At 64.7% G+C, this 25275-nt stretch carries 21 protein-coding genes and 1 tRNA gene; 14 read left to right on the plus strand and 8 right to left on the minus strand.

Annotation, left to right across the window (positions count from 1 at the left end; all coding sequences use genetic code 11):
* Window positions 1-70: 70 nt before the first annotated feature.
* Window positions 71-143 (minus strand) — tRNA-Lys (locus ACIQLI_RS02700).
* A gap of 238 nt (window positions 144-381) precedes the next feature.
* On the opposite strand from ACIQLI_RS02700, the gene ACIQLI_RS02705 reads away from it, so the two are divergent.
* On the plus strand, window positions 382-1041 hold the full coding sequence (locus tag ACIQLI_RS02705) for a hypothetical protein (protein WP_311211734.1): 660 nt from the start codon (window positions 382-384) through the stop codon (window positions 1039-1041).
* 234 nt (window positions 1042-1275) lie between these two features.
* Here ACIQLI_RS02705 and ACIQLI_RS02710 read toward each other — a convergent pair whose 3' ends face one another.
* A complete protein-coding gene (locus ACIQLI_RS02710) occupies window positions 1276-2019 on the minus strand; it encodes a hypothetical protein (RefSeq protein ID WP_400384694.1) in 744 nt (247 codons plus the stop codon).
* A 195-nt stretch (window positions 2020-2214) separates the two neighbouring features.
* Between ACIQLI_RS02710 and ACIQLI_RS02715 the strand changes: the two genes are divergently transcribed.
* Complete coding sequence (locus tag ACIQLI_RS02715; RefSeq protein ID WP_400384696.1) at window positions 2215-2832, plus strand: DUF47 domain-containing protein; 618 nt, start codon at window positions 2215-2217, stop codon at window positions 2830-2832.
* A gap of 1 nt (window position 2833) precedes the next feature.
* The gene (locus ACIQLI_RS02720) at window positions 2834-3850 is read left to right on the plus strand and encodes an anion permease (RefSeq protein ID WP_400384698.1); all 1017 of its coding nucleotides are present in this window, start codon (window positions 2834-2836) and stop codon (window positions 3848-3850) included.
* Between the two features lie 175 nt (window positions 3851-4025).
* Here ACIQLI_RS02720 and pstB read toward each other — a convergent pair whose 3' ends face one another.
* The 4 genes from pstB to pstS all read right to left on the minus strand — a co-directional run bounded on the left by pstB (window position 4026) and on the right by pstS (window position 8171).
* Window positions 4026-4805: a phosphate ABC transporter ATP-binding protein PstB gene (gene pstB, locus ACIQLI_RS02725; RefSeq protein ID WP_011772968.1), complete on the minus strand. Its 780-nt coding sequence runs from the start codon at window positions 4803-4805 to the stop codon at window positions 4026-4028.
* Window positions 4806-4874: 69 nt separating this feature from the next.
* Window positions 4875-5978, minus strand: a complete 1104-nt coding sequence (pstA, locus tag ACIQLI_RS02730) for a phosphate ABC transporter permease PstA (RefSeq protein ID WP_400384700.1) — start codon at window positions 5976-5978, stop codon at window positions 4875-4877.
* Window positions 5979-6911 carry a phosphate ABC transporter permease subunit PstC gene (gene pstC, locus ACIQLI_RS02735; protein WP_089593240.1) on the minus strand — a complete coding sequence of 311 codons (933 nt, stop codon included), beginning with the start codon at window positions 6909-6911 and terminating at the stop codon, window positions 5979-5981.
* 138 nt (window positions 6912-7049) lie between these two features.
* Window positions 7050-8171 carry a phosphate ABC transporter substrate-binding protein PstS gene (pstS, locus tag ACIQLI_RS02740; protein WP_400384702.1) on the minus strand — a complete coding sequence of 374 codons (1122 nt, stop codon included), beginning with the start codon at window positions 8169-8171 and terminating at the stop codon, window positions 7050-7052.
* A gap of 247 nt (window positions 8172-8418) precedes the next feature.
* On the opposite strand from pstS, the gene ACIQLI_RS02745 reads away from it, so the two are divergent.
* Genes ACIQLI_RS02745 through ACIQLI_RS02760 form a run of 4 tightly spaced genes read left to right on the plus strand, consistent with a single transcriptional unit; the run spans window position 8419 to window position 12368 of the window.
* Window positions 8419-9546: an FUSC family protein gene (locus ACIQLI_RS02745; RefSeq protein WP_354231742.1), complete on the plus strand. Its 1128-nt coding sequence runs from the start codon at window positions 8419-8421 to the stop codon at window positions 9544-9546.
* 39 nt (window positions 9547-9585) lie between these two features.
* On the plus strand, window positions 9586-10284 hold the full coding sequence (locus ACIQLI_RS02750) for a phosphatase PAP2 family protein (protein WP_400384704.1): 699 nt from the start codon (window positions 9586-9588) through the stop codon (window positions 10282-10284).
* Window positions 10285-10316: 32 nt separating this feature from the next.
* On the plus strand, window positions 10317-11690 hold the full coding sequence (radA, locus tag ACIQLI_RS02755) for a DNA repair protein RadA (RefSeq protein ID WP_400384706.1): 1374 nt from the start codon (window positions 10317-10319) through the stop codon (window positions 11688-11690).
* A gap of 54 nt (window positions 11691-11744) precedes the next feature.
* Window positions 11745-12368, plus strand: a complete 624-nt coding sequence (locus tag ACIQLI_RS02760) for a Pr6Pr family membrane protein (protein ID WP_400384708.1) — start codon at window positions 11745-11747, stop codon at window positions 12366-12368.
* Here ACIQLI_RS02760 and ACIQLI_RS02765 read toward each other — a convergent pair.
* Window positions 12365-13087 carry a TetR/AcrR family transcriptional regulator gene (locus ACIQLI_RS02765; protein WP_400384710.1) on the minus strand — a complete coding sequence of 241 codons (723 nt, stop codon included), beginning with the start codon at window positions 13085-13087 and terminating at the stop codon, window positions 12365-12367. The two genes, ACIQLI_RS02760 and ACIQLI_RS02765, sit on opposite strands and share 4 nt — an antisense overlap.
* 227 nt (window positions 13088-13314) lie before the next feature.
* Here ACIQLI_RS02765 and ACIQLI_RS02770 point away from each other — a divergent pair, with 227 nt between their 5' ends.
* From ACIQLI_RS02770 to disA, 6 genes are all read left to right on the plus strand, one after another.
* On the plus strand, window positions 13315-14856 hold the full coding sequence (locus tag ACIQLI_RS02770) for an amino acid permease (RefSeq protein WP_400384712.1): 1542 nt from the start codon (window positions 13315-13317) through the stop codon (window positions 14854-14856).
* A 43-nt stretch (window positions 14857-14899) separates the two neighbouring features.
* Window positions 14900-15787, plus strand: a complete 888-nt coding sequence (locus ACIQLI_RS02775) for an urea amidolyase associated protein UAAP1 (protein ID WP_400384714.1) — start codon at window positions 14900-14902, stop codon at window positions 15785-15787.
* Entirely contained in the window at window positions 15784-16440 is a 657-nt protein-coding gene (locus ACIQLI_RS02780; protein WP_400384716.1) for an urea amidolyase associated protein UAAP2, read from the plus strand. The genes ACIQLI_RS02775 and ACIQLI_RS02780 overlap by 4 nt, the downstream gene beginning before the upstream one ends.
* Window positions 16437-20129 (plus strand): urea carboxylase, encoded by a 3693-nt coding sequence (uca, locus tag ACIQLI_RS02785; RefSeq protein WP_400384718.1) that lies wholly within the window; start codon window positions 16437-16439, stop codon window positions 20127-20129. Before ACIQLI_RS02780 ends, uca begins: the two co-directional genes overlap by 4 nt.
* Window positions 20126-22072, plus strand: a complete 1947-nt coding sequence (gene atzF / locus ACIQLI_RS02790; RefSeq protein ID WP_400384720.1) for an allophanate hydrolase — start codon at window positions 20126-20128, stop codon at window positions 22070-22072. Before uca ends, atzF begins: the two co-directional genes overlap by 4 nt.
* A gap of 235 nt (window positions 22073-22307) precedes the next feature.
* Window positions 22308-23384: a DNA integrity scanning diadenylate cyclase DisA gene (gene disA, locus ACIQLI_RS02795; RefSeq protein ID WP_024819020.1), complete on the plus strand. Its 1077-nt coding sequence runs from the start codon at window positions 22308-22310 to the stop codon at window positions 23382-23384.
* Between the two features lie 37 nt (window positions 23385-23421).
* Here the strand turns inward: disA and ACIQLI_RS02800 are convergent, their stop codons facing one another.
* A complete protein-coding gene (locus ACIQLI_RS02800; RefSeq protein ID WP_400384723.1) occupies window positions 23422-24144 on the minus strand; it encodes a hypothetical protein in 723 nt (240 codons plus the stop codon).
* Window positions 24145-24259: 115 nt separating this feature from the next.
* Between ACIQLI_RS02800 and ACIQLI_RS02805 the strand changes: the two genes are divergently transcribed.
* A complete protein-coding gene (locus tag ACIQLI_RS02805; protein WP_400384725.1) occupies window positions 24260-25210 on the plus strand; it encodes an A/G-specific adenine glycosylase in 951 nt (316 codons plus the stop codon).
* The last annotated feature ends 65 nt before the right edge of the window (window positions 25211-25275 follow it).

Consider the following 25275-nt stretch of genomic DNA (forward strand, 5'->3'; position numbering starts at 1 on the left):
GGAGTGTGGGACGTGACCGGGAAAATAAAAACAGGCCGGAGACTTAAGGTCTCCGGCCTGTCGTGGAGGGTGGGCCCTGTGGGGATCGAACCCACGACCCACGGATTAAAAGTCCGATGCTCTACCAACTGAGCTAAAGGCCCCTCCAGCTGTAGAAACAGCCATGAATACTGTACCCCAACGTCACGGCAGACGAGGAACTCAACCGGACACGCGCCGTCGTCACCTTCTTTGGGTGAACGTTCGACGGCGGCGCGCGGCGGCCGCGGCGTGTCGGGCCCTGGGCGGGGGCAAAGTGGGTGGTGAAGGCACAGCGCCGGCAAGGGCGCAGCCCGGCAACCGTTACTCGACCGCACCAGAGCACAGGAGTACGGTGAACTCATGAGCGAACAGCCAGGACCACGCGCGTACGGCGGAGCAAACAGGCACCACAAGCCCAAGCCTTTTGCTCCGATCGATTTTGAGCCGTTCGCCGGCGGGGCAGACCCCGCGCGGGTTTCCGAGGCTGCCCACCTTGCTGCGCAGGCCTTGGTGAGGCGGGGCCGCGACAGCGACGACCCCAAAGTCACCCACCGCCTGGTGAAACTGGCCGACGAGCAGGGCTTGGAAGCCATAGCCGAGATGTGGGCGGAAAGCCCCGCGCGCAGCCTCCCGGGCGCACTGTGGCGGCTCTACGCCCTCCGCGCCGCCACCATCCAAAACCCCGAGAAGATCTCCGTCTACTTCCGGGCCGGACGCGATACCGCGCAGGTTTCCAACGTGGTGGCAGGTGCCGCAGAGCCGCCCGGAGCAGACGAAATGAAGACCATGGCTGACGCCATTTTGTCGGGCGCGTTCGACGGCGAGTTCGACGTCGCGCTGGAACGTTCCGCCGCTTTCTGCCGCGTAGTAGCACTGGGCCAAGCCACCCTCGCCGACGGCGCAGAGCACAGCAATGAAGGCCATGCGAGCAAGCTGACCCGCAACTCGCACCAGCTGGTCAAAACGGCCGAGGACCTTGAGCACGCGGCCAACGCGTGGCGCCTGGGCGAGCTGGACTAGCCAGCAAACAGGGCGAAACGTACCCACGCCGGCGCCGGACTGTCAATGTTGACTTAGACCGCCGGACGGTGAAAACTAAAACTGGTGTCGAACCGCGAAACCCCCGGGCTTCAACTTATAGCCGCTTCGAGCGGCCTACCGCCGAGAGGCGTATCCGGTTCGGCACCATTTTTATGCCCGAACGCAGATTGCCCGGGCCGGCGCTCAGGCCAGCCCGGGCAAAGCTGCAAGGAACTACTTCAACGTGACCGTGGTGTCCGCCGTTTCCTTCTTGTCGTGATCGAGATCGCCTGCGGCGTCCTGGGGCGTCAAGGTCGCCTTGATCTCCGTTTCCTTACCGGCCGTGTAGGCGAAGTTCTCCGCAATGTTGAACGACTCCCCCGGCTTCAGCACGAACGGGGCCTTTTCCTTCAGCTTGGTCCCGCTGCTGGAAAGCCCATGCTTCTTGTAGCCGTCACTGCTGGAGTCCGACGGCATGCCGCCGAGGTACTTCCAGTCCGTGTACTTGGCCGAAGGGGTGACCAGGGAGTGGCTCAGGGGAATATCTGCTGATGAAGTATTGGTGACCACGTAGTTCAGGTAAACCACAGGCGCCCCCTTCTTCAGCAGGTTCTCCTTGGTTTCCTTGTCCACGAACATGCTGTCCTTGGACGCCACATCCGTCGCCACCTGGTAGATGTCCACGCTGAAGCTCTCGCCCTTGAGGTTCCCGAGCTTCTCGCCGGCATCTGAGATGGGGAGCGCCCAGGCCGCCGCGGTGTAAGCACCGGAGGAGGTCGCGGTTCCTTCGGAAGACGCGGCGGACGGCGAGGCCGACGGCGAGGAGGATGGCGCCGACGCGGACGAAGAAGAAGACGCGGACGACGACGATTCGGAACCACCCGTCGTCGAGCCCGCCGTGGTGGTGCTGCAGGCACTGAGCGCGAGCATTCCAGCTGCCGCGAGGCTGGTGATTTTCAGAACATTATTGAGTCGCATAATTCCCCCATTGAGTGGATTAATCCGGAGCTTTCCCAGTCTTTCACAGTGCGGGAGGCTCTGCGATGGGGACATCTCCCCGCCTCGTCCCGTGTACTGAGCGGACGCCCCCAACGGACCGGTAAAGTTGGGACCGAAATGGGCTGCGTCAAGTCAAGCCGCCCACGCCCATCCGTCCCCAGCCCGGAAAGCGATATGAAGCTGCGCCTTTTCCCCCAGGAACCTGCCGGGCTCGTCCTCCTCGCGCAGATGGCCAGCGTGATCGTGGCCGGCACCGGGACGCTCTCCGAAATTCTCGGAGCCCCCGCCAGCGAGCACCAGCGCCTCGCCGAAGAACTGCACGAGCACGAGTCCAAGTCCTTGGACCTCCACTTCGCCCTGCTGACCCACATGCGCACAAGCTTTGTGAACCCCCTCCCCCGCGAGGACATGTACACGCTGTCCCGCCACCTCACCGAGGCCATGGAGAAACTCGACGCCGCCGGTGACCTGGTAGCCATCTACAAGCTGGACCGGCTCCCCAAACGGGCAGCCGACCAACTGGAGATCATCAGCCGGCAGGCCGAGCTCACTGTGGATGCCATGCGGAAACTCGAAGACCTGGACGAGCTTGAGGACTATTGGATCGAGATCCTCCGGCTGGCCAAGCGCGCAGAACGGACCCACCGGATCTGGGTGGCCGAGATGCTCAAAGACATGAAATCCACGCAATACGCGAGGCACCGGGACATCGCCAACCAGTTGGTGGAAGTTACCAAGGACATGCGGAAGGTCGCCACCCAGGTAGGCAGCATCATCGTCAAGGAATCATGACGTGACCATCGCCATCCTGGTCCTGGTAGTTGGCCTGGCTTCCGGGTTCGCATTCCTGAACGGCTTCCGCGACGTCTCCAACGCCGTCGCGCTGTCCACCCGGACCCGCGCACTCACTCCTTCAATTGCGGTGCTCCTGGCCGCCATTTTCAACTTTGTGGGTGCCATGCTCAGCGGCACTTTCATCCTTGCCTTCACCCAGTCCTGGATCACGCTGCCCAGCGGCACCAGCGGCCTGACCATCCTCGCCTCGGCACTCACGGCAGCCATCCTGTGGGGTGTGTACGCGTGGTGGCGCGGCATCCCGCTGTCCTCCACCAACTCACTGGTGGGCGGCCTGATTGGCGCAGGGGCAGCAAGCGTCCTGGTAGGCGGCAACGCGGTAGGCGGCATGGACAACGTCCTGCTCACCCAAGTGGCGCTGCCGCTGGTCTTGTCGCCTGTCATCGCGTTCGTGGCGGCTTACCTGCTGGTGTGGCCGGTGACGTGGGCTGCCCGCTACACGCAGCCGAACGTGGTCAACCGGCGGTTCCGCCGGGCGCAGGCCATCTCCGCCGCCGCCGTCGCGTTCGGCCACGGGCTCCAGGACGGCCAGCGCACAGCGGCGGTCATTCTGCTGGCCATGGTGGCTGCGGGATTGTCCGGCGGCAACGATGTGCCGCTCTGGATCCTGTTGGTCACAGCCATCATGCTGACCGCGGGGACCATGTTCGGCGGCTGGCGGATCTCCCACACCCTTGGCCACAAGCTGATCAGGGTGGATCCGCTGCGAGGCTTCGTGTCGCAAACACTGACCTCCGTGATGCTGTTCGTCGGCGCCATCGCCTTCCATCTGCCGCTCTCCACCACCCATACGCTGACGGCGTCCGTGCTGGGTGCGGGCGTCAACCAGCGGTTCCACGCCGTCAACAGGCGCTTGGTCCGGCGGATTCTGTTGTTCTGGGTGGCCACGCCGCTGGTCACAGCCGCAGCTGCCTTCGTCCTGGAGCTGGCGTTCTCGCCCCTCGCAGACCTGTAACCCCCGGGCACACGTACCCAAGTAAGTAGCAGCAGAGCGCGTTCAGCGGGCTCAAAACGCGCTCTTCTGCGACCTACTTGGGTACAAAAAAACGACGGCGACCGTACCCCCAAGGCGACGGTCGCCGTCGTTCTGTGCCGACTCCCCCCCAAGAAGCCGGAACCTGCAAGAACCCTTATCCGAAGCGGCCGGAGACGTAGTCTTCCGTTGCCTTCTGGCCAGGGTTGTTGAAGATGCTGGTGGTGTCAGCGAACTCGATCAGCTTGCCGGGCTTGCCGGTGCCTGCGATGTTGAAGAACGCGGTCTTGTCCGACACACGCGCAGCCTGCTGCATGTTGTGGGTCACGATCACCACGGTGTACTGGTCCTTGAGCTCGTTGATGAGGTCCTCAACGGCCAAGGTGGAGATGGGGTCCAGGGCGGAGCACGGCTCGTCCATCAGGATCACCTGGGGCTCCACGGCAATGGCGCGGGCGATGCAAAGGCGCTGCTGCTGGCCACCGGAAAGGCCGGAACCGGGCTTGTCCAGGCGGTCCTTGACCTCGTTCCAGAGGTTGGCGCCCACCAGGGACTTCTCCACCAGGGCATCGGCTGCACCCTTGGAGATCTTCTTGTTGTTCAGCTTCACGCCGGCCAGCACGTTGTCGCGGATGGACATGGTGGGGAACGGGTTGGGCCGCTGGAAGACCATGCCCACCTGGGTGCGGACGGTTACGGGGTCCACGCCGGGGCCGTAGAGGTTATCGCCGTCCAGGAGGACCTCGCCCTCGACGCGTGCGCCGGGAAGGACCTCGTGCATGCGGTTCAGCGTGCGGAGGAAGGTGGACTTGCCACAGCCGGACGGGCCGATGAAGGCCGTGACGGACTTGGCCTGGATGTTGATGTTGACGTCCTCGACGGCCAGGAAGTTGCCGTAGTAGACATTGAGGTCTTTGACGTCGATGCGCTTGGACATGGTGTTCCTTTGTTCCTTGGGGGTGTGGAAGTGTGAAGGTGCCGCCGCAATAAGCGGCGGCCGGCCCGGCTAGCGTCCCGTCTTGGGAGCAAACAGACGGGCGATGAGGCGGGCTCCGAGGTTCAGGAGCATCACCAGGATGATCAGCACCAACGCGGCGCCCCAGGCACGCTGGTCCGACGGCTCCGGGTTGGACGGCGATGTCGGGTTGAGGATCTGTGTGTAGATGAACGTGGGCAGCGAGGCCATCCAGCCACCGAACACGTTGTTGTTGATGGTGGTGGCGAATCCGGCGGTGACCAGGATCGGAGCGGTTTCACCGATAACGCGGGCGATCGCCAAGGTGACGCCGGACGCGATGCCGGAGATCGCCGTCGGGATGACCACTTTGGTGATGGTGCGCCACTTACGGACGCCCAGCGCGTAGGAAGCCTCGCGGAGCTCGTTGGGGACAATCTTCAGCATTTCCTCGCTGGAGCGAACCACAACAGGGATCATCAGGACGGAAAGCGCGACGGCGGCTACCGCACCGGTCTTGGTGCCGGGGCCAACGATGGCGAAGAAGAACGCTGCCGCGAAGAGGCCGGCCACGATCGACGGGATGCCGGTCATGACATCCACGAAGAACGTGATGGCGCGGGCCAGCGGACGGTCGTTGCCGTATTCCACCAGATAGATCGAAGTAAGGAGGCCCACGGGGACGGAGATGACCGTGGCAAGGAGCGTGATCTGGAGGGTGCCCAGCAGTGCGTGGTAGATGCCGCCGAGGACCGGGGCGCCTTCCTCTACTGCCTTGTTGTCGAAGGCGCCGGTAACGCCATTCATGGACGTGCCCAGGAAGCCGGGGGTGATGAGCCCGGGGATGCCGTTGACCAGCACTGTGACGATCACCGAGATCAGCGGCAGCAGCGCAATCAGGAAGGCGCCGACCACCAAGCACGTGGCGAGCTTGTCCTTGGCTTTGCGGGCACCTTCAACAGCACCGCTCCACGAGACCAGGCCCACGGCGAACAGAATGGCAGAGACAATGCCCCAGCCCAAGGCGTTGAAGCCGATGAGCGCCAGGATGGCCGCGCCCACAACAAGTGCGACGGCCAAGACAATGTAGGGCGCGAACTTGGGCAGCTGGCCCTTGGTGAGCGCTGAGCGCTTGCGGACTACTGTGGCGGACATTTAGTTGGCTCCCGAGAATTCTTTGTGCCGGGTGATGATCCAGCGGGCGATCATGTTCACGCCCAGGGTGATGACGAACAGCACCAGGCCGGCGGCGATCAATGTGTTGACCTTGAGGCCGCTGGCTTCGGGGAAGTTCAAGGCAATTTCCGCAGCGATGGTCTGGTTGCCGGACTGGATGAGGCTGGCCGTCAGGACACCGGAGGAGAGCACCAGGGCAACGGCCATGGTCTCGCCGAGTGCCCGGCCGAGGCCCAGCATGATGGCGCTGATAATGCCCGGGCGGCCGAAGGGCAGAACGGCCATCTTGATCATTTCCCAGCGGGTGGCTCCCAGTGCAAGGGCCGCTTCCTCGTGCAGCTTGGGGGTCTGCAGGAAGATTTCACGGGACAGGGAAGTGATGATGGGCAGGACCATGACGGAGAGGACAATGCCGGCGGTCAGGATGGTCTTGCCGGTAGCGGAGGCCGGGCCTTCGAAGATCGGGATCCATCCGAGGTAGGTGGCCAACCAGTCGTAGGCCGGGGAGATTTCCTTGGCCAGGAAGGCAGCACCCCAGGCGCCATAGACAACGGAGGGGATGGCCGCGAGCAGGTCCACTACGTAGCCGAGGCCCGACGCGAGCCGGCGGGGGGCGTAGTGCGAGATGAACAGTGCCACGCCAATGGCCACGGGGGTGGCGATGACGAGTGCGATGATCGCGGCAATGAGAGTGCCCACCACGATTGGGGCGATGTAGGCGAAGAAGCCGTTGCCGCCCTGGATGTCCTCAGCGGGGGCGGTGAGCGCGGGGATTGCCTGCACCACAAGGAACAACGCGACTCCGAAGAGAACCGCGAGAATCAGGCACCCTGCGGCCATGGCGGCCCCGGAGAAAACCTTGTCCCCGGCGCGTCCTGCGCCTTGGGAGGTTGTCAGGGAGTTGGTGGTCACTTCACGTTCCTTCAGTCTGGAGTGAACTGGTCTTACATGGCTAAGTTCCCTGCCCCGGTCCGGTGCCGCGGTGGCCACCGGAGAGCGGGACAGGGAACTTCAGTGTTCAGCCGGGTTCAGCAAACCCGCCGGGAAACCTTAGGACTTGGCCTTGATGGTTTCGATAGCGGCCGTGGCCTTGTCCTGCAGCGTCTTGGAGAGCGGTGCGGACTTCGCGGCGTCAGCAGCGGTCTTCTGTCCTTCGTCGGAAACGACGTAGCTTTCGAAGGCCTTGACCAGGTCAGCAACTTCCTTGGTCTCGTAGGTGGTGCACACAACGTGGTACGAGACGAGGACTACGGGGTAGGCGCCCGATGCCGTGGTCTTGCGGTCCAGCTTGATGGCAACATCGTTGGCGGCGCGGCCGTCAACGGGCTTACCGGCTTCGACAGCCTTGGCAGCAGCTTCGGCGGAGATCTTGACGAACTCGTCGCCAACCTTGATGGAAGCGGTGCCCAGCTTGCCGGAAACGGCGGAGTCATCAGCGTAGGTCACGGCGCCCGGGGTGTCGGTGACAACCTTGACGACGCCGGAAGTGCCCTTGGAGTTTTCGCCCGGAAGCGTTGCGGGCCAGATGCCGGCAGCCTTGTCCGTCCAGACCTCGGGAGCAGCAGATGCGAGGTAGTCGGTGAAGTTGGTGGTGGTGCCGGAGTCGTCAGAGCGGTTCACCGGGGTGACCTTGAGGTCCGGCAGGGTGACGCCTTCGTTGAGTGCGGCGATGGCGGGATCGTTCCAGTTGGCGATTTCGCCGCGGAAGATCTTGGCGACCGTCGCGGCGTCGAGCTTCAGTTCCTTGACGTCCGGAATGTTGAAGGCAACAGCGATCGGGGAGATGTACACCGGGATGTTGATGGCGCCGTCGGGGCCGCACTTGGCCTTGGAGCTCTCAAGCTCCTCGTCCTTCAGGTAGGCGTCCGAGCCGGCGAACTGTGCCGAGCCGTCGATGATGGCCTTGCGGCCTGCGCCGGAACCGTCCGGGGAGTACTGGACCGTGGCACCGGAGTTGGCGGCAGAGAAACCGGCCTTCCAAGCGTCCATGGCTGCGCCGGTGGAGGAGGCGCCGATGCCGGTCAGCGTGCCGGTGACCTTGGGGCCGGATGCTGCCGACTGGGTACCAGCAGGCGTGTTCGTTGCGTTGTCTGAACCGCAAGCAGTGAGCGCGAGAGCGCCGGCTGCGATGACCGCGATTGCCGCGTTGCGGCCGAAGTGAGTTGCCTTCACTTGGATGTGCCCCTTCCAGGGATTCTTCGATGCGGGCCGAACGGAGATTTCGGCGTGCGCGAGCTGAGGACCTTTTGTTCCTTTACTGAAGGTAAGGAGCGCAGGTAACGGGATCTGCAGTGAAAGGTGAACAGAAGGTGAACGACGGCGGACCATTGGGTTATGTGGCGCGCGCCACCTTGAGCGGCACCCGGGATGCGGTTGGTGCCTTCGTCCGAATTCGAGCCGGGCAAATAGACTGGACGACATGGCTGCCGCGAAAGGATTTTCTGCAAGCAAGAGGTTTCTGCGTGCCAGAGTCCGGACGGGTTTGGTCCGCAGCCGGAATTCGTTGACGCCGGCCATCCAGATGACCGTGTGCGCCGTGGGTGCCTACGCTTTCGCTGAATATGTTCTGGGCCACCAGGGCCCGCTGTTTGCGGCTACTTCTTCGTTGATTGCACTTGGTTTTTCCCGCGATCCACGCCTGCGCCGGGTGATCGAGGTGGGCCTCGGCTGCACCCTGGGCATCGTTGTTGGCGACCTGCTGCTCCACTGGCTGGGCGCTGGGATCTGGCAGGCCGCCGTCGTGCTTCTTTTCTCCATCCTCCTTGCCAGGTTCCTGGACAGTGGAACCATTTTCACCACCCAACTGGGCCTGCAGTCCTTGCTGGTGGTGCTCTTGCCGGCGCCGGCCGGCGGGCCCTTTACGCGGAGCCTGGACGCCGTGATCGGGGGCGTGTTTGCGCTGCTGGTGACCATTCTGGTGCCGAAAGATCCGCGGCGGGAGCCCCGCAAGGATGTCCAAAAGATCCTGCACGAGCTCGCGGAAGTGCTGCGCGAATGCGGCAAGGCCCTGACCGAAAGCGACTCCACCATCGCCTGGCACGCCTTGATCCGCGGCCGCAACTGCCAGCCTTTGGTGGACCGGATGCGGCAGACGCTGCGTGCCTCGGGCGAAGTGGCAACCCTGGCTCCAGCGCACCGGAGGCACCGCGACGAGCTGGCCGGCCTGGAGCACTCCCTGGAATACATCGACCTGGCCCTGCGTAACAGCCGGGTGTTTGCGCGGCGGCTCACCAGCGCCATCAACCATGCCGCGCTGTCCGATGAAGCGATCGAGAGTATCTCCGAAGTCCTGCAGGAAACCGCCGCAGCGATCGACGAGATGACCATTGGGTTGTCCGAGCAAAGCGAAGGAACACGGCGGGTTCATCTGCGCCGCGCCCGGAACGATCTCTCGGACATCGCCGCGCGCCTGCACCCCAAGATGCTGGATGTCCAAAGGCTCGAGGGCGAAACCGTGGTCATGCTGTTCCGGCCCCTGATGGTGGACTTACTGGAAGCCAGCGGCATGGAACCGGATGAGGCCCGCGCGGTGCTTCCGGCGCTGTAGCCTCAGAGAAGTCCCAGACCCGTTTGGCAGAATGAACCAATGACCCCCGCCATTTCCACGCACTTCCGGGCTGCACCGGCGCTCAAGCTTCGGCAGCGGCCCCTGTTCCTGTGGGCAGGCATTTTGCTGGTGGCCGGGGACGCCATCTTCTGGCTCATGTTCGCCGCCGTGCTGTCCGAGACCGGCCTTGCGACGTTGGACGGCGCGGTCCACAGCTTCATGGTTGATTCGCGCAGCCCCCTTCCCACTGCCATCCTCACGGCGGTGTCCACTGTGACCTCACCCTTGTGGCTGACGATCATCGGTGTGGCGGTGGCGGCGGCCTGGGCGGTCCGGAAGAAGGAACTCTGGCGGCCGGCCGTCCTTGTGGGCGCCATGGCGTTTGCCGTCATCCTGTCCGCGGTGGTGAGACAGGATGTGGGGCGCTCAGGCCCGCCGTCGTCCGATGTCCTCCTGGGTCCCGACGACGCACTGTCCTTTCCCTCCGGCCACACGCTGGGCGCCGGGATCTTCGCGCTTGTCCTCACCTACCTGGTGGTCTCGCGTTCCGGCTCGCGCGCGACGGCGGTTCTCGCCTTCACCGGTGCCGCTCTGTTGACGCTGGTGGTTGCCTGCAGCCGGATCTACCTTGGGTACCACTGGCTCACCGATGTGGTCGCTTCCCTGGGGCTTGCGCTCGGGGTGACGGGTATTGCGGTGTTCGTCGACGCAGCCCGTCACGGTGGACGTCGCGGCTAATACTGTCAGTCCCCGCCACTACTCTTGAACCCATGGCTTCCAAGACGTCCCGCGCATCCAAAACACCCGCTTACAAGTGTGCCGAATGTGGCTGGACCGCCATTAAATGGGTGGGCCGCTGCGGCGAATGCCAGGCATGGGGAACCGTTGAGGAGTACGGCGCCACGGTAGCGCGCACGACGGCGGCAGCTACAGTTTTGGAACCGGCCCGCCGTATCGCTGAGGTGGATGGCACCACCGCGGCCTTCCTGCCCACGGGCGTCGACGAGCTGGACCGTGTCCTCGGAGGAGGGCTCGTCCCGGGTGCCGTCATCCTGCTCGCGGGGGAACCCGGCGTCGGGAAGTCCACACTCCTGTTGGATGTTGCAGCGAAGTTCGCGCGCACCGGCCAGGACGTCCTCTACATCACTGGCGAGGAGTCCGCAGCTCAGGTGAAGCTCCGTGCGGAGCGGATCGACGCCGTCGCCCATACTCTTTATCTGTCCGCTGAAACCGACCTCGGCCAGGCCCTGGGCCAAGTGGAGCAGCTTGAACCCAAGCTGCTGATCGTGGACTCCGTGCAGACCTTGAGCAGTGCCGACGTGGAGGGCAGCGCCGGCGGGGTTTCGCAGGTGCGTGAAGTTGCGGCCTCGATCATTGCCGCGGCCAAGCGGCGCAACATGACCACGCTGCTGGTGGGCCATGTGACCAAGGAAGGCACCATCGCCGGGCCGCGCTTGCTTGAACACCTGGTGGACGTCGTGTGCCAGTTCGAAGGCGAACGCCACTCCCGCCTGCGGCTGCTCCGGGCCGTGAAGAACCGTTATGGCGCCACGGACGACGTCGGATGCTTTGACTTGAACGAGGCCGGCATCGAGGGACTGGCTGATCCCAGCGGATTGTTCGTTTCACGGACCCGGGAACCCGTTTCAGGCACCTGCATCACGGTGACCATGGAGGGCCGCCGGCCCTTGCTGGCAGAGGTTCAGTCCCTTCTTGCCGAGAGCGCCAATTCTCAACCCCGCCGTGCTACCAGCGGGTTGGAAAGCTCCAGGGTGGCCATGCTGCTGGCAGTTCTTCAGCAGCGTGCAGGCTGCATGCTTCACAAGGATGATTCGTATGTGGCAACCGTGGGCGGCGTGAAGCTGACCGAGCCGGCAACAGACTTGGCTGTTGCCTTGGCCGTGGCATCGGCGAAGTCCCGGAAGGCACTCCCGCAGCGTTTGATTGCCTTTGGAGAGGTGGGCCTTGCCGGTGAGGTCCGTCCTGTTCCCGGGATCAACCAGCGCATCCAGGAAGCACACCGCCTGGGGTTTACCCACGCCATTGTTCCGGCCAGCCCTGCGGGTGCCGGTGTTATTCCGGACGGCTTCTCCGTTCGGGAGGTCGGCCATCTTGCCGAGGCCCTTGAATTGCTGATCACGTAGCTATTCCGGGGTGTCGGGGCCGTTCAGGTCACGCGGTCAGCAAGGATGGGGAGCATGACCAAACGGAATGTGCTTATCGGGGGACGCTTTTTCTTTGGGCTTTTGACGCTGGTGGCGGTGGGAACGCAGCTGACAGTTCACCTGGGCATGGGTTATGACCTTTGGAATTTCTTCAGCTACTTCACCAACCTGTCCAATATCTTCGCAGCGTTGGTGCTCCTCATCAGCGGCTACCGGGTGCTGATCCGGAAGAGGCCCAGCGAAATTGATGACGTCACTCGGGGAACCGCCACCATCGCCATGGCCGTGGTTGGCCTGGTGTTCGGTGCTTTGCTCGCCGGTGAGGACCTAGGTTCCCTGCTCCCCTGGGTCAACTTTGTGGTGCACTACCTGATTCCTGTGGTGATGGTGGCAGACTGGCTCTTCCAACCGCCGCGGGCAACCCTGCAGCTCAAACACGTTTGGTACTGGTTGCTCTACCCCATCGGCTACCTTGTCTACAGCCTGATCCGGGGCGCCTTCGTCAACTGGTACCCGTACTGGTTCATTGATCCGGCCCGTGCAGGCGGTTGGGGTGGCGTGGTGGTGTTTGCCCTCGCTATTTCCGTTGGCTTCCTGGTGGTAAGCCTGGCGATGCTGTGGCTGGGGAACAAACTCAAGCGGCAGGTGGATTACTAGGCGCTCTTCGCTGCGAGCGCCGAATCAGAGGCTTGTCCACGACTGTTGACCTCTCCATACCGGCTGATGAGTTCGCCGCTGGCAGCCCTCACCGCAGGGAGTTTTTCCCTCAGCCCGGCAAGAATCATCACCGTGTCGGCCGTAGTGGACGCCGAGTCCTTGGAGATCAGCCCGTCCGCGCGGAGGTTGATCAGCGACTCCACCAGCCTGAACGCGGTATCACCGAGGCCGGCGTCCGCTGAGGAAACGGCCGCCAATTCCTGCCCCAACTCCCCGTAGATGGTCCGGAGTTCCGTCCGTGCTGCCATGAAGGGCTGGAAGATCTCCGCCCTGGCCTCCGGCAGGTGGTAGAGGACCCCGAGGTTCCAGCGGGAAGTGCAGAGCTGCGAACCGTCGAAGAGGACCACCGCATGCAACCGTGCCGCAGAAGCAGCCAGACCGGCGTCGTCGGAGTGATCCCGCATCGCGCGGGCAAAAGCCAAGCTGGTGGATACCGTCCCGCCGAGGAGCTCCCCGAGGATCTCGTCCTTGGTGGAGAAGTGGTGATACAGCGATGACTGCCGGATTCCTACCGCGTCAGCAATAGCCCGGGTGGACGTATTGGCGAACCCCTGACTTGTGAATAGCTCCGCCGCCGCGTCCAGGATTTCGTCGCGGGCAGTGGCTCCCGGGCGTACCGCTTGCTGTTTGCGGGGGCGTCCCGGTCCGGTTGTAGTCACGCTTTCATTGTTGCATCGCAGCATCACCAAAAAGGCCGTTCCGGGAGCCCCGCAGAGACGGTGAGAATTCCTTTACATGCCCGAAACGAGCGGTAACCAAGGCTTTACATTGCCGAAACGCCGTGGGGACACCGCGCTGGAAAACTATCAAGTGACCGATATTCCGGAAGGGCAGTCAAACCTTCTCCGGGCTGGTCCCACATCCCGTTCCAGACACGGAGAAACCGATGACTTCCACCCTTCCGACGGCGGCCCACCGTACCGACGATGCCGACCTGACAGCCCTTGGCTACCAGCCCACATTGCACCGCAAGCTGGGCCGTTATGCATCGTTTGCCGCAGGTTTTTCGTTCGTCTCCATCCTGACCACCATCTTCCAACTCTTCGCCTTTGGCTACTCCTTCGCCGGCCCTGCCTTCTTCTGGACCTGGCCGGTGGTGTTGGTAGGCCAGCTCTTGGTGGCGCTGAACTTCGCCGAACTCGCAGCCCGCTACCCGCTGTCCGGCGCCGTCTACCAATGGTCTCGCCGAATGGGCGGTGAAGTGGTGGGTTGGTTCGCCGGCTGGTTCATGTCGATCGCCCAGGTCATTACGGCTGCTGCCGCTGCGATCGCACTCCAGGTTGTGCTTCCGCAGTTGTGGGAGGGCTTCCAACTGGTGGGCGGAGACCCCGCGTTGACGTCCCCGACGGGCGCAGCCAACGCTGTCATCCTCGGCGCCATCCTCCTGGTACTCACCACTGTGATCAATTGCCTCGGCGTGAAGCTGATGTCCCATGTGAACTCCATTGGCGTCACCTGCGAGATTGTGGGCGTCGCGGCCGTCATCCTCGCATTGTTCTCCGCGGCACAGCGAGGCCCGGAGGTAGTGGCGGACGTCAGCGTGGTCACCACCTCGGACCTTGGCGCCGTAGGTGCCTTCCTTGTCTCGGGTTTGATGGCCGCGTACGTGATGGTCGGCTTCAACTCCGCCGGCGAACTGTCTGAGGAAACCAAAAACCCCCGCAAGACCGCACCGCGCACCATCCTCTCCGCGCTCATCATCTCGGGCATTGGCGGCGGACTCATGATCATCGCGGCACTCATGGCAGCACCAAGTCTCGACGACGGCAGGCTCGCCACCGAGGGACTCCCCTACGTTCTGACGGCCGTGTTGGGCACGTTCTGGGGCAAGGTACTGCTGGTGGACGTGGCAATCGCCATCTTTGTCTGCACCCTGGCCATCCAGACAGCCGGTTCACGGCTGGTGTTCTCCATGGCCCGGGACGGCAAGCTCCCGGCGTCGGCCCTGCTCGCAAAGGTCCACCCCAAGCGCGGAACTCCCATGTGGCCCTCCATCGCGATCGGCGCCCTGGCTGTGGGAATCCTGGCCATCAACATTGGCAACTCCGCGCTCTTCACCACCCTCTGCAGTGTGTGCATCGTGATGGTGTACCTGGCGTACCTGATGGTCACGGTCCCGCAGCTGCTCAGCCGTTTCCGGGGCGACTGGGACCGCGTGGGCCAGACCATGCCGGCAGGACTGTTCTCCTTGGGCCGTTGGGGCCTGCCCGTCAACGTCCTGGCTGTCTTGTACGGCGCCCTGATGGTCATCAACCTTTCCTGGCCCCGCCCCGAGGTGTACGACCCCTCCGGAGAACACGGGATCCTGCTCTTCTCCGCACCCATCATGGTGGGCGCCGTCCTGCTCCTGGGCCTCTGGGTCCGGCGGAACATCCGGGTCCGGGAAAACAGGGCCTCAATCGCCGCTGAATCCGCCAACGCCGCCTGACCCTGCCGACACCTGGCCATCCCCAAGCACAGAAATGATTGCCATGACACAGACTCTCGAAACACGCACTTCTGAAAACGGAACCGCCACGACTACCGGGGCCAAACTGCACGCCCGGGCCCAGCACGGGCGCACGGCCGAAACCATGATCCACGTCCCGCCCACGACGGCACCGGCGCGTCTCACCGAAGACCTCCCCGGGGAGGCCGCGAGCGCGCTGACCTGGGCCGAAACGCTGGCCTTCGGCCGCTACACCCACTTGGAACTGGCCCGCGGGACCCGCATCAGGATCACAGACCTCGACGGCGATGCCTGCGTTCACGCTGTCATCGTCCGGAGCGGCGCCCAGCACGAGCGGCTCAACGTCGCGGACACGGTCAAAGTCCCCTGGCAGGCCTACATCACCACAGGTCATCCCCTGCTGTCCGATGCAGGCCGGTTGATGGCAACCGTGGTGGCCGATTCTTCCGGCAAGCACGATGCCCTGACCGGCACCACGCACCTCGCCGGCAACACCGCCAAATACGGGGCCGGATCAGCCCACAGTGCATCACCGGCGGGCCGTGAACTACTCACCCTTGGCGGTATGAAGCACGGAGTCAGCCAAAGGCAACTGCCGCCCTCGATCTCGTTCTTCAAGGGCATCACCGTAGACCCTGATGGCAGCATCCATTTCGCCGGCAGCGCCGGTGCCGGGGCCGCCGTCGAACTTCTCCTCCACATGGACGCAGTGCTGGTACTGGCCAATACCGCCCACCCGTTGGACCCGCGTCCTGAGTTCACGGGAAGCGCCGTGGACATCGTTGCCTGGCGGGCGCCGCAGGACGTTGAAGCGCTCAGGGACGGAACCCTCGGGGTTGACCTTGGCCCGGAAGGGCGACTAGCCCTCCACAACACAGAACTCGACTACAACGCAAGGACCACAGCATGAACGCCATCGCAGAAATCAGCCCCGCACTGATCCCTGGCGGCGTGGTACTCGACGAACTCGTGGAAGCCCGCGGTCCTTGGTCCGCCGTGATTGCTGCCGGCGATGTGCTCACCATTGTGGACCTCGACGGCAACCAGGCCGTGGACTGCATCCTCTACGCAGCCAAGGACACCAGCACGCGGTACTCCGCTGCTGTAACCATCGCGACCCAGGGCTCGATCTTCCTTACCACCGGCTCCGTCCTCCGTGCCGACAGCGGCCAGAAACTGATGACAGTGGTGGCGGACGAGGTTGGTATCCACGACACCATCGGCGGCGCCTGCTCCCAGGAATCCAACACCCTCCGCTACGGCCAGCACACCCACGAGCAGCACGCCTGCGTTGAGAACTTCCTCATTGAAGGCGGCAAGTGGGACCTCGGCAAGAAGGACCTGGTGTCCAACATCAACTGGTTTATGAACGTGCCGGTGGATCCCGACGGCGCACTCGGCATTGTGGACGGGCTGTCCGCGCCCGGCAAGCGCGTAGCCCTGCGCGCCGAGGTGGACACGCTGGTGCTGGTGTCCAACTGCCCCCAAATCAACAACCCCTGCAACGGCTTCAACCCCACGCCGGTGCGCATGATCGTCACACGTCCGGAGGCCCGCGCATGAACCGTTTCGATACCCTTCTGGTTGCCAACCGTGGCGAGATCGCCTGCCGGATCATCGAATCCGCCCGCAAGGCCGGGCTACGCACGGTCGCTGTCTTTTCAGAAGCTGACCGCGGCGCCAAGCATGTGAAGCTCGCTGACGAGGCTGTCCTGCTGGGGCCTGCTCCGGCCAAGGAGTCGTATCTCAAGGTTGACGCCATCCTCAAGGCCGCGGCTGCCACGGGGGCCGGTGCCATTCATCCCGGCTACGGATTCCTGTCCGAGGACGCAGCCTTCGCTGAAGCCGTGGAGGCAGCCGGCCTGGTGTTTGTCGGTCCCACCCCCGAACAACTCCGGATCTTCGGCACCAAGCACACCGCCCGCGATGCCGCCCAACGCGCCGGGGTACCCATGATCGCGGGATCCGGCCTCCTGGAGGACCTGGACGAAGCCGTCGCAGCAGCGCAGAGCATCGGCTACCCCCTCATGCTCAAGGCAACCGGGGGTGGCGGCGGCATCGGCATGGCCGTCTGCCTCAACGAAGCCGAACTCCGCGACAACTACTCACGGGTTGCCCGCCTGGCCAGCTCCAGCTTTGGAACGGCAGGCGTCTTTGCCGAACGCTACATCGAACACGCCCGCCACGTTGAAGTCCAGGTATTCGGTGATGGTGCCGGCCGCATGGTGAGCCTCGGCGACCGTGACTGCTCACTGCAGCGCCGCCACCAGAAAGTAGTGGAAGAAGCACCGGCGCCGGACTTGTCGGACGCGCTGCGGGAAGAACTTCACCGAAGCTCCCGCGCGTTGTGTGCCTCGGTGGGCTACCGTTCTGCAGGCACAGTGGAGTTCGTTTACGATCCCGTCCGCCAGGAAGCCTCCTTCCTGGAAGTCAACGCGCGGCTGCAAGTGGAACACCCCGTCACCGAAGCCATCACCGGCGTGGACCTGGTGCAGTGGATGCTGGACCTCGCACAGCAGAAACCAGTGCTTGATGGCGTGCCGGACAGTGTGCCCGTCTCAGGACACGCTGTAGAAGCCCGTATCTATGCTGAAGACCCCGCCCGGAACTTCCAGCCCAGCGCCGGAACGGTCACCAACGCGCAGTACCCGGCCTCCGACGTCGTACGCATTGACGCCTGGGTGGAGACCGGCAGCGAAGTCTCCACCAGCTACGATCCCCTGCTGGGCAAGGTCATCACGTCCGGTACAACCCGCGACGCCGCCTTCGACGCCCTGGCTGCCGCGTTGGCGGAAACCCGCATTGATGGCATCGAGACCAACTTGGGCATGCTGCGCGCCGTGGCCGGGATGGACGTGGTCCGTGCTGCGGAGCATTCCACCGGAACCCTGAACACCGTGGGCGATCCTGAACCGCGAATCACCGTTGAACGGCCGGGCCTCCAGACCAGCGTGCAGGATTGGCCGGGCAGGACCGGGCTCTGGCAGATCGGAGTGCCGCCGAGTGGACCCATGGATGATTTGTCGTTCCGGCTGGGCAACACAGCACTGGGCAATCCTGAGGGCGCACCCGGCCTGGAATTCACCATGGCCGGACCGGCGCTCCGCTTCACCCACGCCACCACAGTGTGCGTCACCGGAGCGGACGTCACGGTGACCGTCAACGGCCGGCCGGCCCCAGCGTGGGAACCCATCACCGTCCCGGACAACGGCCTCCTGGACGTCGGCTCGGCTGACGGATCCGGGCTGAGGGGCTATGTCCTCTTTGAAGGCGGGCTGGATGTTCCCCGGTATCTGGGGAGCGCTTCCACCTTCACGTTGGGCCAGTTCGGCGGCCATGGCGGCCGCGTCCTCCGGGCCGGCGATGTACTCCGCACCGTCACCGGGCACCTGCCTGAGACCGCCCCCGGCCCGGTTCCCGTGGAGAGCCGCCCGGCCCTCACCACGGAGTGGCAACTGAAAGTGGTGGAGGGGCCACACGGTGCACCGGAATTCTTCCAACGCGAAGACATCGAGGAACTGTACGCCGCCGAATACGAGGTCCACTTCAACTCCGCCCGCACGGGCGTCCGCCTGATCGGCCCGAAGCCGCGCTGGGCACGCACCGATGGCGGAGAGGCCGGACTGCACCCTTCCAACATCCACGACACCGCCTATTCGGTAGGTGCCTTGGACTTCACCGGCGACACCCCCATTCTCCTGGGCCCTGATGGTCCCAGCTTGGGCGGTTTCGTCTGCCCCGTCACCGTGGTGACCGGCGAGCGCTGGAAGCTGGGCCAACTCCGTCCGGGCGATAAGGTCCGCTTTGTGCCCATCCGCTCGGTTGAGGCGCCCTCCATTAGCGAACTTGGCGCTGCGAGGCAGCTGATCCTGCCAGGTAGCACCGGTTTCACCACGGGCACCGGCACGGCTTCCGGAACCGCCGGGCTGCTTCGCGGAGACGGCGACGACGGCGTGCTGGGCCGGGTGCCCGAAGGCGACGGACGGCCTGCTGTCACCTACCGCCGCTCCGGTGATGACAACCTCTTGGTGGAGTATGGCGACATGGTGCTGGACCTTGGCCTCCGCGCCCGGGTCCACGCCCTGCACCAGGAACTCGAGCGCCTCCGCGTGCCGGGCATTGTGGATCTGACGCCAGGTATCCGTTCCCTGCAGATCAAGGCCGATCCCTCCGTCCTTCACACATCAAAGCTGTTGGGCCTGGTCCAGGAAATAGAGGCCGCACTCCCGGCAAGCTCGGAACTGGTGGTGCCCAGCCGCAGCGTTCGCCTGCCCCTGTCCTGGGACGATCCCGCTACCCGTGAGGCAATCGAGCGTTACATGGCCGGTGTCCGCGACGACGCCCCCTGGTGCCCGTGGAACATCGAATTCATCCGGCGCATCAATGGCTTGGACTCCGTCAACGACGTCTTCGATACCGTCTTCAACGCGGAGTACCTCGTCCTGGGGCTGGGCGATGTGTACCTCGGAGCGCCGGTGGCAACACCGTTGGATCCGCGGCACAGGCTGGTGACCACCAAGTACAACCCTGCCCGTACGTGGACTCCTGAGAATGCCGTGGGCATCGGCGGGGCCTACATGTGCATTTACGGCATGGAAGGTCCGGGCGGCTACCAGTTCGTTGGCCGCACCACCCAAGTTTGGTCGCGCTACGCGGACTCGGCGCCATTTGAGCCGGGCTCGCCCTGGCTGCTCAGGTTCTTCGACCGTATTTCCTGGTACCCCGTCAGTCCCGAGGAGCTCCTGGACCTCCGCGCCGACATGGCTGCCGGGCGTGGCCGTGGTGTGGAGATCCAGGACGGCACGTTCTCGCTGGCCGAGCATGAGGAATTCCTGGAACGCAACAGCGTGTCCATTGCGGAATTCCGCGAGACCCAGTCAGCGGCTTTCACCGTGGAGCGCCAGGCCTGGGAGGAAGCCGGTGAGTTTGACCGTGCCGAACAAGCTGTTTCCCTCGCTCCGCCGGCGGACGACGTCGTTGTGCCCGACGGCGGCACTCTGGTGACCTCCCCCTTCGCTGCCAGCGTGTGGAAAGTGGATGTGGAACCCGGCGACCTGGTCGTGGCCGGCCAGTCGTTGGTTTCCCTTGAGGCGATGAAGATGGAGACGGTCATCCAGGCCCCCGTGGATGGCCTGGTCCAACGAGTTCTGCCCGCTGCCGGCGCTCAAGTGGTGGCCGGCGAAGCACTGGTGGTCCTGGAGCCAGTGGACGTCCGGGAACCCGTACTCGTCCTGGAAGGAAGCGCATCATGACCAGTCCCACCGGAACCACAGTTTCGCGGGTACTTTCGGCGCTCGAGGCGATTGACGCCGTCGACCGTCCCGAGATCTGGATCCACCTGCGCGGGCGGGACGAACTGCTCGCGGAGGCGACCCGGGTTGACGCCGCCGTGGCGGCCGGTGGGAACCTGCCGCTTGCGGGTCTCCTGCTCGCAGTCAAGAACAACGTGGATGTTGCCGGTATAACCACGACGGCGGCGTGCCCCGGCTTTGGGGACGTACCAGCCCGGGATGCGGTACCTGTTGCGAGGCTCCGTGCTGCGGGCGCTCTGGTGCTCGGCGCCACCAATCTTGACCAGTTCGCCACTGGCCTGGTGGGTACCCGCAGCCCGCATGGTGCTGTCCGTGATTCGAGGCGTCCCGAGAGGATCTCCGGCGGCTCCAGTTCGGGATCTGCCGTTGCGGTGGCCCTGGGTCTTGTGGACATCGCCATCGGCACGGACACCGCGGGTTCGGGCCGGATTCCCGCCGCTCTGCAGGGAATCGTGGGGATCAATCCGACACTGGGCGTGGTCTCGACCGAGGGCGTGGTCCCGGCATGCCGTTCGTGGGATACCGCCACGATCTTCGCCCGCGACCTCGCCACTGCCGAACTCGCCATGGGCCTCATGGCCGGGCAGGGCCGGACCTGGCCCGCTGACGTGAAGGTTGCGGCACCGTCGATACCGCGGGTGGCCTATCCGGCAGAGCTGCCTGCGCTCCCGGCAGCGTGGGCGTCGGCATTCCAGGCACAGATTGAGCGGCTGCGGTCCACAGGAGTGGTGGCGGAACCCATCGACCTGGACGTCTTCCTGCAAGCAGCCCGGCTGCTGTACGACGGCGGATTGGTGGCCGAACGCTACGCCGCCGTCGGCAGCTTCATTGACTCGGTAACGAAGGGCTCGGCGGCCGCGTCCGGCGGGGCAGACGCGTCCGGCGGGGTGCCCGCAACGCTGGACCCCACAGTCGCCGGCATCATCAGCGCCGCGGGCAAAGTCCCGGCGCACCAATACGTGGCGGACACTGCGGCGTTGGAGCAACTCAAGTACCGGGCCCTGGAGCGCCTGGACGGATTCGACGCCTTGATTGTCCCGACTGCGCCGTTCCATCCAACGCTGGCCGAGGTTGCTGCCGATCCGGTGGGGGTCAACTCGCGGATGGGCACCTATACCAATTTCTGCAACCTCTTCGACCTCAGCGCTGTTGCCGTACCGGCGGGCACCGTCACCGAGAGCGGCGGCGTTGAAGCAGGCGGCATTGAAACAGGCAGTACGTCACAGTTCGGACTGACAGTGGTTGCCCGGACGTTCGAGGACGGAGTGGCCGCGGACATTGCGCGTCGGATCGAGCTCATCCCGGAGCTACCCGAACTGTTCGCCGCGGGAGCCGTGGCAGGCGCGGCAGCAGGGTCCGCGGCAGGGCCCGCACCCGCTCAGTCCCCCGCTCCCAAGGTCCCGTGGCCGGTTGCTGCGGGAGCCGCCGTCGTACCTCTTGTAGTGGTGGGGGCACACCGGAAGGGGCAGCCACTGGCTGCGGAGCTCGAAGGGCACGGAGCCTTCTGGGACGGCCCGGTGACCACCGCGGCGCAGTACAGGATGGTGGCTTTGGAGACCACGCCGCCCAAGCCCGGAGTGGTTCGTTCGGCGCGCGGTGCCGGGCTCGTTGCTGAGAGATGGCTGCTCTCCGAGGCTGCGCTCGGGTCCTTCCTGGCCGAGCTGCCGGAACCCATGCTGCTGGGTTCCATCACGCTGGATGATGGCAGCAGAGCGGTGGGGTTTGCCTGCGACGCTGTGGCCGCGGCAGAGGGACGGGACATCACGGAGTACCGCGATTGGATTAAATACCTGGAGGAAAACGCTGCTGCACCAGGAAGCCACGGGTTGTGGCGCGAGGCCCGTGGTGCTCTGCTGACCGGGCTCGGGCGCGGCACGAACTAGACGGCAGGCGGCTGATTAAAGGAAATAGGGTTCCCGCCGATCAGCCGCCAAACCACTTTGCGGGCACCGCCGAACATCACGAAATGACCCACTTTGGGGCTTGCTGGTGCGGTTAACGGTCCCCGGAAGCCCTATCATTGTGCTTGTCGTCATTGGGGCATTTTTTGTGAGTGCCCACTGACGCCGGATTCAGCTTGTCTGTGAGCCGAGGCTTGCACCTTCGAAGGGAAACCCTATGGCCCGGAGCCCGGAAGAGTCGCTTAAGGCGACCCTGGCCAGAGTCGCACCCGGAACCCCGTTGCGCGATGGTCTGGAACGCATCCTCCGCGGACGGACCGGCGCCCTGATTGTGTTGGGCTACGACCGCACCATCGACTCCATCTGCTCCGGCGGATTCGACATCGGCATCGACTTCTCCCCCACGCGCCTGCGTGAGCTGGCCAAAATGGACGGCGCCATCATCTGTGACAAGGACGCCAGCAACATCGTCCGCGCCGCAGTCCAGCTGGTTCCTGACTCGAGCATCGAAACCCAGGAATCGGGCACCAGGCACCGCACCGCTGAGCGTGTAGCCATCCAGACCGGCGTTCCCGTGATCTCCGTCAGCCAGTCCATGCAGATCATCGCGCTCTACGTGAACGGGCTGCGCCACGTGCTGGAGGGCTCCGAAAAGGTCCTCGCCCGCGCCAACCAGGCCTTGGCAACGTTGGAACGGTACAGCGCCAGGCTGGACCAGGTCACCAGTTCCCTCTCCGCCTTGGAGATCGAGGCCCTTGTCACCGTCCGGGACGTCGCGGTCACCCTGCAGCGCCAGGAAATGGTGCGCCGCATCTCGGAGGAAATCGCCCAATACGTTCTGGAGCTCGGCGAAGACGGCCGTCTGCTGTCCCTCCAGGTGGAGGAACTGACCATGGGCCGCGGTCCGGGCAGCGACGTCATCATCCGCGACTACTCGGACCCCGATGCCACGCCTGAGGAGATCGAGGAAGCCGTCCAGGCACTCCTCAACCTGGGCCCCACCGAATTGATCGACCTCAGCCGCATCGCGCACATCATCGGTTTCGCCGGTGGGGTGGAGCAGTTGGACGCAGTGGTCCAGCCGCGCGGATATCGCCTGCTTTCCGGCCTGAAGTCCGTGCCGAAGGCAGTGGCCGACCGTCTGGTGGACTACTTCGGCGGGCTCCAGAACCTGATGGCCGCCACCATCGATGATCTGATGACCGTGGATGGAATCGGCGACCAGCGCGCCCGGACGGTGCGCGAAGGCCTGAGCCGCATGGCCGAGGCCAGCTTGCTGGACCGGTTCCTCTAAGCCGGCTGCCGCCGTCGAACGCTGGTTCAGCCGGAACTTAGTTCAGCTGGAAGACAGCCTTGGGGCTGGCTTTGTTCCCCAGCCGCGCCTCGAACGTGTAGTAGGCGCCGTTACCGCCCGGCTTGGCGTTGATCGCACCACAGCCTTCCAGTGTCCGGTTGCGCTGCCACGGGAAGTTCGCGGTTTCGCTCTTGCCGGGCTGGATGGTCTTGATGAGGTCTTCGCCGCCGGTCTGGCAGTCCTTGGACGAGAAGATACGGTCCGCGCCGCTCATCACCAGATACTCCATTTGGGATGTTCCCACGTTGACCTCGCACGGGGCGGTGCCGCCGTTGGTGATGGTCATGGTGAGCAGCGGCTTGTCTTCCGCACCATAAGCGGGCTTGTCGGTCTTGGCCGCGACGGTCATGAGGTTGAAGTCGCACACAGGCGTCGGCGAAGCAGACGGCGACGGTGTCCCTGACGGCGCGCTTCCCTGTGCCGGCGCCTGCGACGATTCCGGGGTGCTGACGGCCTGGGGCTCATTCTTTCCGGCGAGCGCACCGGTGAGGGCTACCCCGCCTCCTACCAGCAAGGCGATCACCAGCAGCAGGGCGCCAAAAACAACCTGACGACGACGGCGGTACACGGCAGGGCTCGGGCGCCGCTTTTTCGCCGGGGTACCGCCGCCTGTTGTCCCGTTCCGGGATGAGCCACGGGCAGCACCCTTCGCCGGCGCTGAAGAGCGCGCGGTCGACTGCTGCTTACCGTTGGTGGCCATGGTTCTAGGCTAGGCTCGTGGCCCTCGGGGCACCTAACCTACACGCCGCAGGACCCTATTCCGGGACTGTGTGACGTCGGCCATGGCCCGGGGTTCCATTACAGTGGAGGGCAGTATGACACTTCCCGATGCCCGCCAACTGACCGCGCTCCACGGTGCCTTGGATCAGTGGTTTGCCGATGCCGCCCGGGATCTTCCGTGGCGCGAGCCGGACTGCAGCGCCTGGGGAATCCTGGTCAGCGAGGTCATGCTCCAGCAGACTCCTGTGGTCCGGGTGCTGCCCGTGTGGCGGGACTGGATGGACCGCTGGCCCACGCCGGGCCATCTGGCCGCGGAGCCGTCGGGCGAAGCCGTCCGTCATTGGGGCCGCCTCGGATACCCACGCCGCGCCCTGCGGCTGCACGCGGCCGCCGTCGCCATCCGCGAGCAGCACGGCGGCAACGTTCCTGACACGTATGCCGAGCTTCTGGGTTTGCCGGGCGTGGGGAGTTACACAGCTGCCGCCGTCGCCGCCTTCGCTTTTGGCCGGCGCGAAACCGTGGTGGACACCAACATCAGAAGGGTTCACGCCCGGCTCATTTCCGGAAACGCCCTGCCCGCTCCGGCCTTGACCGCAGGCGAAATGCGGTTGGCCGAGGCCCTCCTTCCCGTCGAACAGGAACTGTCCGTGCGCTGGAACGCGTCCGTCATGGAACTAGGAGCCATGGTGTGCACGGCCCGCAGCCCCAAGTGCGCCGACTGTCCAGTCCGCTCAAGCTGCGCCTGGCTCGCCGCGGGTGAGCCGCCGCCGTCGTACACGCCCAAGGGCCAGTCCTGGCACGGCACCGACCGCCAGGTCCGTGGGGCCGTGATGGCCGTCCTCCGCGAGGCCGCCACCCCCGTCCCGCGCCAGATGTTCGAGCAAGCACCGGCGGACCTCGGATTCGCGCCGTCGGGCATCGGGATCCCCCTCGCCGCTCTGCACCGGCTCAACTCGGCGCCGGAGCAACTTGAGCGCGCACTGGATGGACTGTTGGTGGACGGCTTGGCAGAGATGCACGACGGCGGGTTGCGGCTTCCGGCCTAGCGCTCGGCAGGAGCAGTATCGATTCGGCAACGGGAACGGGTGAGCCGTAACAATGCAGGTGCCTC

It is taken from the genome of Paenarthrobacter sp. NPDC091669, from assembly GCF_044756725.1.
Lineage (GTDB): Bacteria > Actinomycetota > Actinomycetes > Actinomycetales > Micrococcaceae > Arthrobacter > Arthrobacter bambusae_C.

Coding starts and splice junctions, on each gene's coding strand:
- ACIQLI_RS02705 (WP_311211734.1), top strand. CDS start 382: ATGAGCGAACAGCCAGGACCACGCGCGTACGGCGGAGCAAACAGGCAC.
- atzF (WP_400384720.1), top strand. CDS start 20,126: ATGACCAGTCCCACCGGAACCACAGTTTCGCGGGTACTTTCGGCGCTC.
- ACIQLI_RS02780 (WP_400384716.1), top strand. CDS start 15,784: ATGAACGCCATCGCAGAAATCAGCCCCGCACTGATCCCTGGCGGCGTG.
- ACIQLI_RS02710 (WP_400384694.1), bottom strand. CDS start 2,019: ATGCGACTCAATAATGTTCTGAAAATCACCAGCCTCGCGGCAGCTGGA.
- pstB (WP_011772968.1), bottom strand. CDS start 4,805: ATGTCCAAGCGCATCGACGTCAAAGACCTCAATGTCTACTACGGCAAC.
- radA (WP_400384706.1), top strand. CDS start 10,317: ATGGCTTCCAAGACGTCCCGCGCATCCAAAACACCCGCTTACAAGTGT.
- ACIQLI_RS02805 (WP_400384725.1), top strand. CDS start 24,260: ATGACACTTCCCGATGCCCGCCAACTGACCGCGCTCCACGGTGCCTTG.
- ACIQLI_RS02760 (WP_400384708.1), top strand. CDS start 11,745: ATGACCAAACGGAATGTGCTTATCGGGGGACGCTTTTTCTTTGGGCTT.
- ACIQLI_RS02715 (WP_400384696.1), top strand. CDS start 2,215: ATGAAGCTGCGCCTTTTCCCCCAGGAACCTGCCGGGCTCGTCCTCCTC.
- ACIQLI_RS02745 (WP_354231742.1), top strand. CDS start 8,419: ATGGCTGCCGCGAAAGGATTTTCTGCAAGCAAGAGGTTTCTGCGTGCC.
- pstA (WP_400384700.1), bottom strand. CDS start 5,978: ATGTCCGCCACAGTAGTCCGCAAGCGCTCAGCGCTCACCAAGGGCCAG.
- ACIQLI_RS02770 (WP_400384712.1), top strand. CDS start 13,315: ATGACTTCCACCCTTCCGACGGCGGCCCACCGTACCGACGATGCCGAC.
- disA (WP_024819020.1), top strand. CDS start 22,308: ATGGCCCGGAGCCCGGAAGAGTCGCTTAAGGCGACCCTGGCCAGAGTC.
- ACIQLI_RS02750 (WP_400384704.1), top strand. CDS start 9,586: ATGACCCCCGCCATTTCCACGCACTTCCGGGCTGCACCGGCGCTCAAG.
- uca (WP_400384718.1), top strand. CDS start 16,437: ATGAACCGTTTCGATACCCTTCTGGTTGCCAACCGTGGCGAGATCGCC.
- ACIQLI_RS02800 (WP_400384723.1), bottom strand. CDS start 24,144: ATGGCCACCAACGGTAAGCAGCAGTCGACCGCGCGCTCTTCAGCGCCG.
- ACIQLI_RS02775 (WP_400384714.1), top strand. CDS start 14,900: ATGACACAGACTCTCGAAACACGCACTTCTGAAAACGGAACCGCCACG.